Genomic DNA, 15,101 nt, shown 5'->3' on the forward strand with positions numbered 1-15,101 from the left:
GGCGGAAGCTGGGAACGGACGTCACCGAGTTCAAGGTGGCGGGCGGCAAGGCCTACTGGGCCCCGACGCTGGACTTCTGCACCAAGGAGATCGTGGCGAGCGACATATCGACCACGCCCGACATGGCACAGCAGGTGAGGATGCTCGACGAGCTGCTGTCCAAGATCCCCGAGGGCGCCGCCCCGACCATGCACTCGGACCGGGGCTGGCAGTACCAGCACGCCTCGTACACATCTAGGCTCGAGGCCGCCGGCATCGTCCAGAGCATGTCCAGGAAGGCGAACTGCATCGACAACGCCGCCACCGAGCAGCTCTTCGGCCACGTCAAGGACGAGTTCTACCGGGGCCGCGAGTGGAAGACGTTCGAGGATTTCAAACGCGACCTGGAGGAATATATAGTCCACTGGAACACGCGCCGGAGGCAGGTAAGATTGAAGGGCCTGACCCCGGAGGAGTTCCGGAATCAGGCCCTCGCGGCCTAGTCGCTATTTAGGGCGTCCAAGATTTGGGACGCAGTTCAGACATCGTTCTAGCGGGCTTTTTGTTACCGAGACCACTAGGGTAGGACTTGCGCCTGCGCAAGTGCTTCATCGGGTCTCCCTAATTCATCTAGGAAAACGGTCGTAAACGAATGCAAATTATCGGTGAACGGTCAAAAACTACCGTTCACCGATAATTTCTAAACTGGTTCTAACTGGTATTAAGTTAAAAAGACCAATTCACAAATCTTCACAATGACCTGCATTTTTTCTACACGCCATTTTTAGCCACCCTGCGTTGTTTAGACACAAAAAAAGTTCCGATCTTTTGCCAAAGCATTTCGAAACGGTTTCAAACCCGCAGGTAGAAGTGTTAACGAGCGGTAAACGGTCGAATTTTAACCGTGAGCGGTGCAAAAACGTTTTACCGTATGAATCAACGAAAGCGACCTCTTCTGGGGTGATATAGTGACAACAACACGTCACGTGGTTACTACCAGTTTAGAAACCACTGGTCTTCAAAGAACGCTTTCTAAGAAGCTTTAAGGGCGAGTGCCCGCTGGCTTCCGAAAATCATCGGACTCAGATCGTACACACCTTCGGAAGGGAAATTTGAATGGTTGGCTTTATTCTTACCGGGCATGGACAGTTCGCACCCGGCCTTGCAAGCGCTATCGCTATGGTTGCCGGCGACCAGCCTGCTTTTACCGTCGTTCCTTTTGAGGGCGACCAGGCCGCATCCTACGGTGAGGATCTCCGCGCCGCTATTACCGCCATGCGCGAGGAGTGCGATGGCGTGCTCGTCTTTACCGACCTGCTTGGCGGCACCCCGTTCAACCAGTCGATGATGATTGCCCAGGATGTCGACAACGTCGAGGTTCTGACCGGCACTAACCTCCCCATGGTTATTGAGCTTCTGTTCCTCCGCGGCAATGCCACGCTCGCCGAGCTTGGCGAGCAGGCCGTGACCGTTGGCCAGACGGGCGTCACCGCCCAGACGGTCGCATCCGTTGCCGGCTCCGAGGAAGAGGATATCTTCGGCGACGAGGACGGCATCTAATGGCCGATTTCGGAGCCAACGTCCTGAGCTCCTCGGTTGCCCTTTTAGGCCTGCTTGTCATCATGGGCTTGATTTACACCATCTGGTCGCAAATCAACATGAAGAAGAAGCAGAAGTACTTCAAGGAGCTGCACACCGAGCTCAAGCCGGGTCAGGAGGTTCTTTTCGCCGGCGGTATCTACGGAACCGTCAAAGGCATCGAAGGCGAGAAGGTCCAGATCAAAGTCCGATCCGGAGCCGTCGTAGATGTTTCGCGTTACGCGATTCAGGAGATCAAGTAACTGTCGTCAGCAAATATCGAAAGGAAGCTGATCAACATGGCAGAACCCAACATTCTTCTTACCCGCATCGATAACCGACTGGTTCATGGTCAGGTTGCCACCCAGTGGAACTCCACTCTGGGCTCCAACCTCATCCTCGTCGCCAACGACGACGTGGCGTCCAACACCATGCGCCAGAACCTCATGAAGATGGCCGCTCCCGCCGGCGTCGCTACGCGTTTCTTCTCCCTGCAGAAGACCATCGACGTCATTGGCAAGGCGAGCCCGCGCCAGAAGATCTTCATCGTGGCCGAAACACCGGAAGACGTGCTTACGCTCGTCAAGGGCGGTGTGCCTATAAAGAAGGTAAACATCGGCAACATGCACATGTCGGAAGGAAAGCGCCAAGTCGCCACCTCCGTCGCAGTTAACGACGAGGATGTCGCTGCGTTTAAAGAGCTGCAGGAATTGGGGGTGGAGTTGGAGATCAGGCGCGTTCCGAGCACGCCTGTTGAGGACACGAGCAAGCTCTTCTCGTAATCCTCGTGATCCACGTTGTCAGGAGTGAAACCCTGACGTTCTGTACGTGATATCCAAAGTGCGTACATACATTTTGAAAGGAGGAGCAAGATGGAATACTCGATCATCCAGATCGCTCTGGTCTTCGTTGTTACGTTCATCGCGGCAATCGACCAGTTTGACTTCCTCGAGTCTCTCTATCAGCCCATCGTCACCGGCGCCGTCATCGGTCTTATCCTTGGCGACCTCAACACCGGTCTTCTCGTGGGTGGTACCTATCAGCTCATGACGATCGGCAACATGCCGATCGGAGGCGCTCAGCCGCCTAACGCCGTCATCGGCGGCATCATGGCAGCCATTCTCGCTATCGCCACGGGCCTCGAGCCCAACGCGGCAGTCGGCCTCGCCATTCCGTTCGCTCTGCTTGGCCAGCTTGGCGTTACCCTGGTCTTCACGCTTATGTCCCCGCTTATGTCCACGGCCGATAACATGGCTCACAACGCGGACACCAAGGGCATCGAGCGCCTGAACTACTTCGCCATGGCTCTGCTCGGCCTGATCTTCGCTGTCGTCGTCACCCTGTTCTTCATCGCTGGCGCTACCATCGGTCAGACCATCGCTTCTGCCATCCCGACTTGGCTGCAGACCGGTCTGTCCGCTGCAGGCGGCATGATGCGCTTCGTCGGCTTCGCCGTCCTGCTCAAGGTTATGATGAACCGCGATATGTGGGGCTTCTTCCTCATGGGCTTCGGCCTCGCGCTCATCACCGTTGCCAACGATTCGCTGGCAACCCCTGCTCTGCTCATCCTCGCTCTCATCGGCTTCGGCATCGCTTTCTGGGACTTCCAGCAGCAGACCGAGCTGAAGGGTGCAGCTGTTTCTGACGGAGGTGACTTCGAAGATGGCATCTAATGAGTATGTGATCCCGGAGCACTACGAGGATCTCACTCCTGCTCCGCAGCTCGACCAGAAGACCCTCAACAAGATGGCTTGGCGCTCCTGCTTCCTGCAGGCATCGTTCAACTACGAGCGCATGCAGGCCGCTGGCTGGCTTTACTCCATCATCCCCGGTCTGGAGAAGATCCACACCAACAAGAACGACCTCGCGGCTTCCATGAGCCACAACCTGGAGTTCTTCAACACCCACCCGTTCCTCGTCACCTTTGTTATGGGCATCGTGCTTTCGCTCGAGCAGAACAAGGTTGACATCCCCACGATCCGCGCCGTCCGCGTCGCCGCAATGGGCCCGCTCGGTGGTATCGGTGACGCCCTGTTCTGGCTGACGCTCGTGCCTATCACGGCCGGCATCACCTCCAACATGGCCATCAACGGCAACGCCGCTGCGCCGATCATCTTCCTGGTGATCTTCAACGCCGTCCAGTTCGCTCTGCGCTTCTGGCTCATGAACTGGTCCTACAAGCTTGGCACCAGCGCTATTGACGCTCTGACCGCCAACATGCAGGCCTTCACGCGTGCCGCTTCCATCATGGGCGTCTTCGTCGTCGGTTGCCTGGTCGTCACCATGGGTGGCACCCAGATCAACCTCGAGATCCCCAACGGCACCACCCGTGGCCTCTCCGCCACTACCGTGATCGTCTCCGAGAAGGAGGCCGAGAACTTCACCGGTATGGAGGGCATCGATACCGAGACCGCTGAGGCCGGTACCATCGCCATGACTAATGAGGACGGCGACGCCCTCACCGCCACCGATGCCGACGGCAACCCTGTCGAGTGCGGCGTCACCGATCTGGGCAACGGCATGGAGTCCGTTACCTACGGCACCGTTACCGAGGATCCGGTCAACTTCTCTGTTGCCGACACCCTCAACACCATCGTCCCGAAGCTCGTCCCGCTTATGCTTACGCTGCTGCTTTACTACATGTTCGCTAAGCACAGCTGGACCCCGACCAAGGGCATTCTCCTGCTCTTCGTCCTTGGCATCCTGGGCGCTGGCCCGCTTGGTCTCTGGCCGAGCATCTGGTAAGGCTCTAGCTTGAGGGGTGTGTCCCTACGCGGCTCACACCCCGACCCCTTAAGCCATGTGTATGTTAAAAGCCGCGTGCTCGAAAGAGCGCGCGGCTTTTGTTTTCTTGATGATTCGGGTGTGGCAGACAGATAATGCTAAACACCCTAGGTAGTTAGCCGAATTCGAGCAAAAGGGAGGATAGGATGGCGATCGGAGCGCGTAAGCAACCGCTGTACGATCAGCTGGTCGATATTCTGACCGAAAAGATTGACCATGAATATCGCGCCGGTGACATGATTCCTTCCGAGCGCGAACTTTCGGAGCGCTATGGTCTCTCGCGCACTACGGTACGCCTGGCTCTGCAGGAACTGGAGCGTTTAGGACTGGTGGTTCGGCAGCACGGTCGCGGTACCTTTGTGACCGACCGTTCGGCAAAAGCAACCAATCTTATGCAGTCCTACAGCTTTACCGAGCAGATGCGCGCGATGGGTCGAGAACCCGAGACCACGATTCTCGAGTTTTGCGAGATGGAGGCCGATAAGAATCTGGCCGAGCATATGGGATTGCGCATCGGTGATCGCATTTTTAAGCTCAAGCGCCTTCGTTCTGCCGACAACATGCCCATGATGGTCGAACGCAGCTATCTACCAGTTCGTCAATTTCTGTCCCTAAAGCGACCGCTGCTGGAGCGTAAGCCGCTTTACGATGTGATTGAGCAAGACTTTCAGCAAAAGATACGCGTGGCCGAAGAGGAGTTCTATGCGAGCATAGCCCGTCCCACCGACGCCCACCTTTTGGGAATTGTCGAGGGCTCGCCTGTGCTCGATTTGGTCAGGACTACGTATAACGAGTCAAACGAGGTTGTGGAGTACACACTCTCGGTTGCTCGTGCCGATCAGTTTAAATACAAGGTTTACCACCAGCGTAGCGACTAGTGCTCGCATCGTTTCCATATGATGATTCTTTGCATTTAACTGGTTACTACCAGATAACCAACCGAAGTGTATAATTGCACGTCAGAGGATTACTTCTAGAGAGAGGTATTAAAAATGTTCGAGAAGAGTGTCGAGGAGCTCACCGAGCTTGGCGCCCAGATCACCACGGCCGAGATTGCTCAGCAGCCCGAGCTTTGGCGTGATACGCTCAACATCTATCGCGAGAACAAGGAGGCCATCGAGGCCTTCCTGGCCGAGGCTCGCGCTATGGGCGAGGGTCGTCTGTCCGTTGTCTTCACCGGTGCCGGTACGTCCGACTACGTTGGCGATACCTGCGCCCCGTACCTGCGTCACGCTGGTAACACTGATCTCTACGACTTTAAGCCCATCGCCACGACCGACATCGTGAGCGCCCCGCGCGACTTCCTGCGCGCCGAGGATCCCACGCTCGTGGTTTCCTTTGCCCGCTCTGGCAACAGCCCCGAGAGCCTTGCCGCCGTTGCCGTTGCCAAGGAGCTCGTCCACAACGTCAAGTTCCTCAACATCACTTGCGCTCCCGAGGGCAAGCTCGCCGTCGAGTCTGCCGATGATCCCAACGCGCTGACGCTGCTCATTCCGCGCGCCAACGACAAGGGCTTCGCCATGACCGGTTCTTATTCCTGCATGACCCTGCTCTCCACCCTTATTTTCGACACTGCCTCTGACGAGCAGAAGGCCGAGTGGGTCGAGACGATTGCCAAGATGGGCGAGGAGGTCATCTCCCGTGAGCCCGAGATCGCCGATTACCTGGCTGGCGACTTCAACCGCGTGACCTACTTGGGTTCTGGCTCCTTCGGTGGCCTTGCCCAGGAGAGCCAGCTCAAGATCCTTGAGCTCGCTCACGGTCTGGTCGCTACTTCCTACGACACCTCCATGGGCTATCGTCACGGACCTAAGTCCTTCGTCGACGATAAGACGCTCGTCTTCGTGTTCGTCAATAACGACGCCTACACCCGTCAGTACGACATCGACATCCTCAACGAGATCGGTGGCGACGAGATCGCTCAGCACACCATCGCCGTTCAGCAGGAAGGTGCCACCGTCTATGAGGGTGAGTCCTTCACCTTTAAGGGCTACGAGGCACTTCCCGAGGGCTACCTTGCTCTGCCGTTCGTGATGTTTGCCCAGGCTATCAGCCTGCTCAACTCCGTGCGCGTGGGCAACACGCCCGATACGCCGAGCCCCACCGGCACGGTCAACCGCGTGGTTAAGGGCGTGACGATTCACCCCTTCACCGCTTAATCGCGTCCCCCTGTAAGGGCGCCCGTCCGCTCATAACGGCGGGCGGGCGCTTTTTGTTTTACGTGAGCTGGGTATAAGCATCACTACAGTCAACTGCTTTAGAAGCAAGGAGTGCATATGAGCACGTACGCAATTAAGGCTGACAAGTTCTTCTTGCCGGCAGGCCCGCAACTGGGCGGCTATCTTATGGTCGAGGATGGCGTCTTTGGCGCCTGGCAGGCCGACGAGCCCTCTTGCGAGATTAAGGACTACACGGGATCGTGGATCGCACCGGGTATGGTCGATACTCACATCCATGGCTTCTACAACCACTCAACTACCGATAACGATCCCGAGGGCATCGATATCAGCTCGACCGAGCTCGCCCGTCGCGGCACCACCAGCTGGCTGCCCACGACGTTCACCGATGGCGTCGAGCAGATCAAGGACGCCTGCGCCGCCATCGCTCAGGCGGACGAGGGTCGCGGCCCCGACTTCTGCGGTGCTCGCATTCAGGGCATCTACCTGGAGGGCCCCTTCTTTACCATGAAGCACGTGGGCGCGCAGAACCCCGCTTATCTTATCGACCCCTCCGAGGAGGTCTTCGATCAGTGGCAGGAGGCTGCGGGTGGTCGCATCGTCAAGAGCGCCATGGCGGCCGAGCGCGACGGTGCCGCTGCTTACGCCGCGGCTCTGAGCGCAAAGGGCGTCGTGACCTGCATTGGCCACTCTGATGCCACCTATGATGAGTGTGCTGCCGCCATCAATGCTGGCGCCAGCTGCTTTACGCATACCTATAACGGTCAGCGCGGGCTGCATCACCGTGAGCCCGGTGTCGTGGGCGCTGCCATGTCCACGCCCGAGACCTACGCCGAGATCATCTGTGACGGCAAGCACGTTAACCCTGCCGCCATCAAGGCGCTGCTGCAGGCAAAGGGCTGGCAACACACGGTGCTCATCACTGACTGCCTGTGCTGCGGCGGCATGCCCGAGGGCAGCTACACCAGTGGTGGCATGGACGTCATCATGAAGGACAACCTGTGCTGGCTCGCCGACGGCAAGAGCATTGCCGGCTCGGTGCTCACGCTTGCCCAGGGCGTCAAGAACATCGTTGACTGGGGCATCGCCAGCGCCGATATCGCCATTCGCATGGCAACCGAGGTGCCGGCACGCTCCGCGCACATCGAGGATAAGTGCGGCAGCATCATGCCGGGTCGCGACGCCGACTTTGTCGTGTTCGACCATGAGCTTACCCTCGTCGAGACGTATGTTGGCGGCCAGAGCGTCGGCAACGCCTTTACCGAGTAACGATAGAAAAAGACGGCGGGCCCGAATCTGCTCGGACCCGCCGTATGGGTTAAACGCTCAAAAGCACCTTCACAGTTACAGCTTGTTAGCGATCTTCTTTGCCGTGCGCTTAACGCCGGCCACCAGGCCTCCTGCAGGATGCTCCTTCTCGTATGCTAGACGCTTCTCACGTTTGGCGTACTCTTCGACGATGATATCGCCGTACTCATCTTCGATCTTGTCGAAGAAGTCGACGGCGCCCTTAATTTCCTCAGCGGTCGGGTGTCCCTTTTGGACACCGCCGGCGAGTTTGAACGGCCCCCACGTATCAAAGCCGGGGCAGCCGTAGACACCCATAAAGATGGCCTGCCTCATGCGGCAGATGCCATCGATATCCTTGCCGTACCACTTGTTTTTGCCACCGTAGGTCATAAGGCCAAACACCTTGTCCTGCGGCTGCAGCACGTTGGTCAGTACACGTGCCATATCCTTGTCGATCTCGGAGTAATAGATGCCCGTGGCGACGCCGATTAGATGATATTCGTGCAGGTTGGGGTACTCGTTTTTGCCGAGTGACTTCACGTCGAGGGTATCGATCTCGGGGTGCGCCTCGACGATGGCGTCCACGAGCTTTTTCGTATTGCCGTGATGGCGCGAGGCGTAGAGGATGATGGTTCGCATAAGAAGGCCTTTCAGCTGTAATTGCATCAATGTCTGTATGGTACCCCGTTACATGGCTGGGATACCGGACGCATCGAAGAACGTGCGGGTTTGTCCTTTGGTCAGGGCCGAGACGGGTACTTGCGAGCAAAAAGCAGTTGTTCGAAAGGATGGGCAATGGAATACGCTCTCTCCAACGATTCGATTTCTATTAAGGTGTCCACGGCTGGTGGTTCGTTTACCTCGATCGAGGCCGGAGGTCGCGAGTATCTGTGGCAGGGCGATCCCGCCGTGTGGTCCGGCCAGGCTCCGATTTGCTTCCCGATTTGCGGAGGCTTGCGCGATAACAACGCCATGACGTTTGCCGGGCATCATGTAAAGCTCGCTCGCCATGGGTTTGCGCGCAAACAGGAGTGGAAGCTGCTGAGCCAGAGCGAGAACGAGCTGGCGATGTGCCTGGCTTCGGAGGATAACGCCGCGCTGCTGAGCGATTATCCGTATCCGTTTAAGCTTGTCGCCCGCTATACGCTCGAGGACGCTGCCGTGCGCGTTTCCTATGAGGTCACCAACGAGGGCACCGAGGACATGCCGTTCTTTATTGGCGGTCATCCCGGCTTTAGGTGTCCGCTCGATGAGGGCGAGGCCTATACGGACTACGAGTTGCGCTTTGAGAAGGACGAGGCTGCGGAGCTCTGCACCGCCGTCCCCTCGACTGGCTTGATTGACGTGACCAATCGCTCCAAGAACCCCATGGTGGGAAAGACGCTGCCTCTGTCACATGAGCTCTTCGATTTTGCGGAGACCATCTTTGACGTGCTCGAGAGCCGTCAGGTCACGCTTTCCAAAAAGGGCGAGGACAAGGGCGTCCGCCTGAGCTTTGAGGGCTTCCCGTACCTCATTGTGTGGAGCAAGCCCGAGGGTGATTTTGTGGCAGTTGAGCCCTGGGGCGGTCTTTCGACCTGCTCCGATGAGGACGACGTGCTTGAGCACAAGCGCGGCTGCCTTATCGCCAAGCCCAAAGAAACCATCGTGCGCTCGTTCACAATCGAGATTCTGTAGTCGCATGTAGCCAATTCGTTTTGCAAGGCATAAGGAGCCTGCGAGATAAGGAGCTAGAAATGATCCTCACCGTTACGATGAACCCGTCCGTCGATACGCGCTATCAGCTCGATGAGCTCATTATCGACGACGTCAACCGCGTGACGCCCGAAAAGACCGCCGGCGGTAAGGGCCTCAACGTGGCCCGCGTCCTGGGCCAGCTGGGCGACGATGTCGTGGCAACCGGCTTGCTTGGTGGTCATATGGGCGCCTATATGGCCGAGCTCATGGACGCCAACGGTATTAACAACGACTTTGTGCCCATCAAGGGCGAGACCCGTATTTGCCTCAACATCCTCCACGCCGGCAACCAGACCGAGCTGCTCGAGAGCGGCCCGACGATTGCCCCCGAGGAGCTCGATGCCTTTACCGCCAAGTTTATCGAGCTTGCGGGCAAGGCCGATGTCGTCACCATCTCGGGTTCGCTGCCCCGCGGCGTCGAGGCGGACTACTACGCCAAGATCACGGGCATTGCCGAGAACGCCGGTGCCAAGGTGCTGCTCGATACCTCGGGTGCTTCGCTCGAGGCCGCCCTTAAGTCCGAAATTAAGCCAGAGCTGGTTAAGCCTAACCTGACCGAGATCAACGGCCTTCTGGGCACGGGCTTTACCACCGACGATGTGGACAAGCTCCGCGCCGCGCTCGCCTCTGATGCCCGCTTCTCCGATATTCCTTGGGTCGTCGTGTCCATGGGCGCTGCCGGCTCCGTTGGCTTCCACAACGGACGTGCGTTCCGCGCCAAGACGCCCGATATCCCCGCCGTTAACGCCACGGGCTCCGGTGACTCCACTATCGCAGGCTTCGCACATGCCATCGCTGCTGGCGCGGATGACGAGACGGTGCTGCGTACCGCCAACACCTGCGGCAAGCTCAACGCCATGGATCCCATGACCGGCCATCTGGTCATGGATCGTTGGGACGAGGTCTACAACGGCGTTGTCGTGACCGAGCTGTAAGAGCATGGGCGTCGGCCCCGGCATCGCTTGCTTGCTTGTGGTTAGGGCCGATGACAAGTGCGGTAGCATTATGCCGGGGCGCGACGCCGACTTTGTCGTGTTCAATCCCGACCTTAGCCTGGTCGAGACGTATGTGGGTGGCAACAGCGTCGGTAACGCGTTTGCCGAGTAGCCGCCAAAGAAACGATCCGAGAGGGGATTTAGATGATTTACGGTGCACTGGGCGATATCGAGGAGTATCGCGGAATGCTCAAGGGCCTCGACGTGCTGATCGACTGGCTCGAGGAGAACGACCCGGCGGAGCTCGAGGTCGGCAGCCATCCGATTCTGGGCGACAAGGTCTTTGCGAACGTCATGGCTCCCACGACGCGTCCCGAGGACGAGGCTCACTATGAGACGCATCAGCGCTATCACGACCTGCAGGTCGACGTCGAGGGTCGCGAGGCCTTCAAGGTCGCCACGGGCAGCCTGACGCTGGTCCAGGAGTTTGACGAGAAGGACGACTACGATTTGGTCGATTCCGACGCTTCGATCGCCGGCGATCTTGCCGACGACAAGTTCGCACTGTTCGTTGCCGGTGAGCCTCACATGCCCACGCTCGAGTTCCCGGGCGATGGCGCACAGCCGGTCAAGAAGATCTGCTTTAAGTTGCTTGCCGACGCCTACTGGGAGGAGTAGCGAGCTGCTCGGCTGAGTCGTTCGTCTGATGGCGTGATTCCCTTTGGGAAATCACGCCACGACCCCGTTAATCGTGTTTCCTCTTGGGGGAATCACGTTTGGCGGGGTTTTCTGTTTTGAATAGGGGAGCTGAAGCCGTGGCGACGCTTGGGTTGGCGCACACGCACTCAAAATCGGCAACAAAAAAGCCGCCCGAAGGCGGCTATCTTGTGCAATGGAGCCAGCGACCGGGCTCGAACCGGTGACCCCCGCTTTACGAGAGCGGTGCTCTACCAACTGAGCTACGCTGGCGGCCATGTGATGACGCAACTGATGCGTCAACGGCTGTCTATGATACGGGACATCGCAAATCCGCGCAAGGGTTCTGACGGCTTTTCTCACTTTAAATGCACTAATATTGGAGACGCGATGTCTTGCTCTTACGGGTCTCAAACAGAATGGGGCTGCTATGGCTCAACCCAGGATCCTTCTTACACGTATCGACGACCGTTTCATTTACGGGCAAGACGTTGAGCTGTGGAACGAGGCTGTGGGTTCCAACCTCGTCCTGATCGTTAACGACGAGATTGCGGCGGATTCGCGCAAGTGGGCGCCTATGAGGGTGGCGGCGCCAGAAGGCGTTTGGACACGGTTTTTCTCGGTGCAAAGGACCATTGATATCATTCATACTGCAACGCCGCGCCAACTGATTCTGATCATGGTGGCCTCACCCGCCGATGCGCTCGCGCTGGTTAAGGGTGGTGTGCCGATCACCAAGATCAGCATCGGCCATATGCGGGCGAGGGAGGGCAAGCGCTCTGCAACGCCCGCAGTTGCCGTAGACGACACAGACGTCGCTGTTCTCAGAGAGCTGCAAAAGCTCGGCATAGAACTAGAAATCCGCTATCTCCCCAGTTCCGCCCCCGACCCCATCGGCAATCTGTTCAACTGATCCCTTGGGGACGGAGGAAAACGGATCATTTTGCCTTCGTAGGGGATCTGTGTGGCGCTGTCCGCCAAAACTATGCCGGTTTACTACGATGAATTGCTTATCGCCGAGCATGCCAAATTTGCAGAGAATAAAACCGCAGGTAGACGAGTTGCTAATTTTTTATAAACCAGCGCGTAGTCGGACATAGTGGGTTCATCGTAGTAATTCGGCATAGTTTTGTTATGTCACCAATTCGGTGGCATCGAAAAGAAGGATTTAGGCATGAAGCAGCGCCCGTTGGCGGTGGTGCCGGCGGGCGTTGCTGTGCGAGATGTCGCGTTGTGGGCCTAGTGCCTCATAAAGTGGTATTCGATCATATTGCTGTAGGGGTGACCCGGACCCACAATGCCCTGCGGGAACAGCGGCTGGTGCGGCGTGTCGGGGTACATCTCGGCCTCGAGGGCAAAGCCGGCGCCCCAGCCATAGTTGGCATCGTCCTTGGCGTGCTCGTCGCCCAGCCAGTTGCCGGTGTAGAGTTGCACGCCCGGGGCGGTGGTGTAGTAGTCCAGCTCACGACCGGTCCACATCTCCTCGACATGTAGGGCGCGACGCAGGTTGCGGCCGTACTGATAGCCATCGATGCACAGGCAGTGATCGTAGCCACGGGCCTGCTTAATCTGCGGGTCGTCGGCCTCCATGCCGGGTGCGACGGGGCGCAGCTCGCGAAAGTCAAACGGTGTTCCCTCGACCGGAGCGATTTCGCCGGTGGGGATGTTCTGCTCGTTAATGGGCAAGTAGTGGGCAGCGTTGGCGATAAAGAAGTGCTCACAGTCCATGCCGGCGTTATGGCCGGCAAGGTTAAAGTACGTGTGGTTGGTCATGGACACGTAGGTGGCGCGGTCGCTCTCGCAACCATACTCGATGCGGAAGACGCCGGTGCGCGTAACGGTAAACACAGCCGTAAAGATTCGGTTGCCGGGCAGGCTCAGCTCGCCATCCTTAAGCGAGGTGGTCATGCGCACGGCGTTGTGAGTCTCGTCGAGCTCAACGTCCCATACGCGCTTGTGCAGACCATGCTCAAGATCGCTGTGCAGGTTGTTGACGCCTTCGTTGGCCGGCATGTGCCAGTCCGTGCCGTCGATGGTGATCGTGGCGCCCGCGGTGCGGTTTGCCACGGGGCCGATGGTCGCGCCAAAGCAGGCGGGGTTGTCAAAGTAATCCTCGAGCTTATCGAAGCCCAGCACCACATCGCGCACGTTGCCGGGAATATCGGGCACATCGATACCCAGCACGGTGGCGCCATAGTCCATAATGCGAACGCAGATCTCGGGCCCGTTGAGGGTATAACGATGAACGGAGGTGCCGCACGGCGCGGTGCCGAAAAGCTCGGAAGTGATCATTTGGTTCCTAACATCGAGGTATTTCGGACAAACTGTAGCGCGAACAGGTGAGATTATCACTACACCCCACTAAAGCAGGGGGTATTTTTCTCAAAAAAGTGATGATTGGAGCTGTGCGGGTGTTCATTTTTGACGCGCACGAGTCTGATACAATTTGTTCGTTACTGTTTGAATGATATGCGCGCAAAGAACGGCGAGGATTCATCGTGATTAAGGCAGAGCGACAGGATAAGGTTCGTCAGCTGCTCGAAGAGCAGGGCACGGTTTCGGTCAAGGAGATTTCGGATGCGCTGGGCGTTTCGGATATGACGATTCGCCGCGACCTCGAAGAACTTGCGAGCCTGGGCGAGATCGAGCGCGTGCACGGTGGCGCCCGTAGCGCACAGGGACGTCCCCATGCCATGTTGCGCCATGAGTATTCGCACAGCGAAAAGCGCACTAAGCATGCCGAGGAAAAGCTGCAGATTGCGCGCCGTGCTGTGGAGCTTATCGAGGAGGGCTCGACCATCTTTTTGGGTACGGGCACTACGGTGGAACAGATGGCCTCGATGCTGCCGGCGTGTCGCCTGCGCATTGTGACCAACTCGCTTTCGGTGTTTAACCTGCTCGAGGCGCGCGAAGACTGCGACCTGTGCCTCGTGGGCGGTATGTACCGTCGCCGCACCGCCGCTTTTGTGGGACCAACGGCCGAGGATACCCTGCGTGCGTTGGGCATCGACGCGGCGTTTATCGGCGCCAACGGCATTCTGGATGGCGACGTATCTACGTCCAACATGGACGAGGGCCGTATCCAGCAGCTCGCCTTTAGCAAGGCCGACTCACGCTATCTGATCGCCGATTCCAGCAAGATCGGCAAGCGCGACTTCTACACCTTCTGTCGCTTGGACAGCCTGGATGCCGTGGTGTGCGAACCGGGTATCGCCGCCGAGAATCGTGCCGCCATCGAGGAGCATACGCAGGTCATCTGCTAACTAACGCTGCAGGCGATACTTCTGCCCCCTGTCGGCGCGGGGATTACCGCTTCACGTTGACGCGCAAATGTGCTCGGGCCAAGTATTCAGCTTGTGGGTTAGACCAGGCGGGCGTAGTCCTGTGACTGATGAAAGATGTGAGCGATATAGATTGTTTCGTGCTCAAACTTATAAAGGCACACGTAGTTGTTGACGGGAAACGATCGATAATTGCGTGCCGCCAGCTCTTGCATGTGCGAGAGGGGACGTAAAAGAGGCTGCTCGCGAAGCAGGTCAAGCTGATATTCAAACTCAGCGACAAAATTGCCTGCTGCACGCGGATTCTTGAGGATTTGAGCAAGGTATCCGACAATACTCTCGTACTCATACCGCGCGCTTTTGAGGATTACGACGTTATAGGTCATATTTGTCTCGTATCGAAGCCGCGAAGGATTCGTAGTCGCTGTAGTCGCCTTGCGATATTTCGTCTTCTGCCATCATCATGCGAGACAGCAGTTTTGCCTTGGCGATTTCTTCTTGCATGAGGCGATACTGGTCGCTGCTGATGCAGTGCATGGCCTCGTAGCCGTTCTTAGTTACGGTGACGTCGCGCTCAGACTCAACAAGCGTGGTGAATGCAGCAGTGTCCTTCATATCTCGGACGGGCACACAAGCTGACATGG

At 57.8% G+C, this 15,101-nt stretch carries 19 protein-coding genes and 1 tRNA gene; 15 read left to right on the forward strand and 5 right to left on the reverse strand.

The genetic code is table 11. The annotated features are described in order from the left end of the window. The 9 genes from AAAT03_RS08235 to nagA form a co-directional block, all read left to right on the forward strand. A partial coding sequence (locus AAAT03_RS08235; protein ID WP_349103073.1) for an IS3 family transposase occupies window positions 1-482 on the forward strand: 482 nt, incomplete at its 5' end. A gap of 613 nt (window positions 483-1,095) precedes the next feature. Continuing rightward, window positions 1,096-1,539 (forward strand): PTS sugar transporter subunit IIA, encoded by a 444-nt coding sequence (locus AAAT03_RS08240; protein ID WP_035137680.1) that lies wholly within the window; start codon window positions 1,096-1,098, stop codon window positions 1,537-1,539. Further along, window positions 1,539-1,820 (forward strand): preprotein translocase subunit YajC, encoded by a 282-nt coding sequence (gene yajC / locus AAAT03_RS08245; protein WP_022094612.1) that lies wholly within the window; start codon window positions 1,539-1,541, stop codon window positions 1,818-1,820. Before AAAT03_RS08240 ends, yajC begins: the two co-directional genes overlap by 1 nt. A gap of 36 nt (window positions 1,821-1,856) precedes the next feature. Then, window positions 1,857-2,339 carry a PTS N-acetylgalactosamine transporter subunit IIB gene (gene agaV, locus AAAT03_RS08250; RefSeq protein ID WP_022094611.1) on the forward strand — a complete coding sequence of 161 codons (483 nt, stop codon included), beginning with the start codon at window positions 1,857-1,859 and terminating at the stop codon, window positions 2,337-2,339. Between the two features lie 90 nt (window positions 2,340-2,429). Further along, the gene (locus AAAT03_RS08255) at window positions 2,430-3,230 is read left to right on the forward strand and encodes a PTS sugar transporter subunit IIC (protein WP_022094610.1); all 801 of its coding nucleotides are present in this window, start codon (window positions 2,430-2,432) and stop codon (window positions 3,228-3,230) included. Further along, a complete protein-coding gene (locus AAAT03_RS08260) occupies window positions 3,220-4,302 on the forward strand; it encodes a PTS system mannose/fructose/sorbose family transporter subunit IID (protein ID WP_055310429.1) in 1,083 nt (360 codons plus the stop codon). Before AAAT03_RS08255 ends, AAAT03_RS08260 begins: the two co-directional genes overlap by 11 nt. Window positions 4,303-4,487: 185 nt before the next feature. Continuing rightward, complete coding sequence (locus AAAT03_RS08265) at window positions 4,488-5,219, forward strand: GntR family transcriptional regulator (protein ID WP_215674973.1); 732 nt, start codon at window positions 4,488-4,490, stop codon at window positions 5,217-5,219. A gap of 114 nt (window positions 5,220-5,333) precedes the next feature. Then, window positions 5,334-6,500: an SIS domain-containing protein gene (locus tag AAAT03_RS08270; RefSeq protein ID WP_035137674.1), complete on the forward strand. Its 1,167-nt coding sequence runs from the start codon at window positions 5,334-5,336 to the stop codon at window positions 6,498-6,500. Window positions 6,501-6,617: 117 nt separating this feature from the next. After that, a complete protein-coding gene (gene nagA / locus AAAT03_RS08275) occupies window positions 6,618-7,787 on the forward strand; it encodes an N-acetylglucosamine-6-phosphate deacetylase (protein WP_349103074.1) in 1,170 nt (389 codons plus the stop codon). A gap of 75 nt (window positions 7,788-7,862) precedes the next feature. Here nagA and AAAT03_RS08280 read toward each other — a convergent pair whose 3' ends face one another. Further along, window positions 7,863-8,447 carry a flavodoxin domain-containing protein gene (locus AAAT03_RS08280; RefSeq protein WP_195246910.1) on the reverse strand — a complete coding sequence of 195 codons (585 nt, stop codon included), beginning with the start codon at window positions 8,445-8,447 and terminating at the stop codon, window positions 7,863-7,865. Window positions 8,448-8,603: 156 nt separating this feature from the next. Between AAAT03_RS08280 and AAAT03_RS08285 the strand changes: the two genes are divergently transcribed. From AAAT03_RS08285 to AAAT03_RS08300, 4 genes are read left to right on the forward strand one after another with little or no spacing between them, the layout of a single operon-like run. Further along, on the forward strand, window positions 8,604-9,485 hold the full coding sequence (locus AAAT03_RS08285; protein WP_349103075.1) for an aldose 1-epimerase family protein: 882 nt from the start codon (window positions 8,604-8,606) through the stop codon (window positions 9,483-9,485). A 59-nt stretch (window positions 9,486-9,544) separates the two neighbouring features. Then, the gene (locus AAAT03_RS08290) at window positions 9,545-10,480 is read left to right on the forward strand and encodes a hexose kinase (RefSeq protein ID WP_349103076.1); all 936 of its coding nucleotides are present in this window, start codon (window positions 9,545-9,547) and stop codon (window positions 10,478-10,480) included. Between the two features lie 4 nt (window positions 10,481-10,484). Then, complete coding sequence (locus tag AAAT03_RS08295; RefSeq protein WP_349103077.1) at window positions 10,485-10,652, forward strand: hypothetical protein; 168 nt, start codon at window positions 10,485-10,487, stop codon at window positions 10,650-10,652. 32 nt (window positions 10,653-10,684) lie between these two features. Next, entirely contained in the window at window positions 10,685-11,158 is a 474-nt protein-coding gene (locus AAAT03_RS08300; protein WP_349103078.1) for a YhcH/YjgK/YiaL family protein, read from the forward strand. Between the two features lie 215 nt (window positions 11,159-11,373). Here AAAT03_RS08300 and AAAT03_RS08305 read toward each other — a convergent pair. Then, window positions 11,374-11,449, reverse strand: a tRNA-Thr gene (locus tag AAAT03_RS08305). Between the two features lie 157 nt (window positions 11,450-11,606). Here AAAT03_RS08305 and AAAT03_RS08310 point away from each other — a divergent pair. Next, entirely contained in the window at window positions 11,607-12,089 is a 483-nt protein-coding gene (locus AAAT03_RS08310; RefSeq protein WP_349103079.1) for a PTS sugar transporter subunit IIB, read from the forward strand. Window positions 12,090-12,415: 326 nt separating this feature from the next. On the opposite strand, the gene AAAT03_RS08315 is transcribed toward AAAT03_RS08310, so the two are convergent. Then, window positions 12,416-13,468: an aldose epimerase family protein gene (locus tag AAAT03_RS08315; RefSeq protein WP_118081584.1), complete on the reverse strand. Its 1,053-nt coding sequence runs from the start codon at window positions 13,466-13,468 to the stop codon at window positions 12,416-12,418. Window positions 13,469-13,674: 206 nt separating this feature from the next. On the opposite strand from AAAT03_RS08315, the gene AAAT03_RS08320 reads away from it, so the two are divergent. Beyond that, on the forward strand, window positions 13,675-14,439 hold the full coding sequence (locus tag AAAT03_RS08320) for a DeoR/GlpR family DNA-binding transcription regulator (protein ID WP_349103080.1): 765 nt from the start codon (window positions 13,675-13,677) through the stop codon (window positions 14,437-14,439). A 98-nt stretch (window positions 14,440-14,537) separates the two neighbouring features. On the opposite strand, the gene AAAT03_RS08325 is transcribed toward AAAT03_RS08320, so the two are convergent. Then, window positions 14,538-14,843, reverse strand: a complete 306-nt coding sequence (locus tag AAAT03_RS08325; protein WP_117583553.1) for a type II toxin-antitoxin system RelE/ParE family toxin — start codon at window positions 14,841-14,843, stop codon at window positions 14,538-14,540. Continuing rightward, complete coding sequence (locus tag AAAT03_RS08330) at window positions 14,833-15,099, reverse strand: type II toxin-antitoxin system Phd/YefM family antitoxin (RefSeq protein WP_253057311.1); 267 nt, start codon at window positions 15,097-15,099, stop codon at window positions 14,833-14,835. The genes AAAT03_RS08325 and AAAT03_RS08330 overlap by 11 nt, the downstream gene beginning before the upstream one ends. Window positions 15,100-15,101: the final 2 nt, after the last annotated feature.

Source organism: Collinsella sp. CLA-AA-H167 (assembly GCF_040095305.1).
Lineage (GTDB): Bacteria > Actinomycetota > Coriobacteriia > Coriobacteriales > Coriobacteriaceae > Collinsella.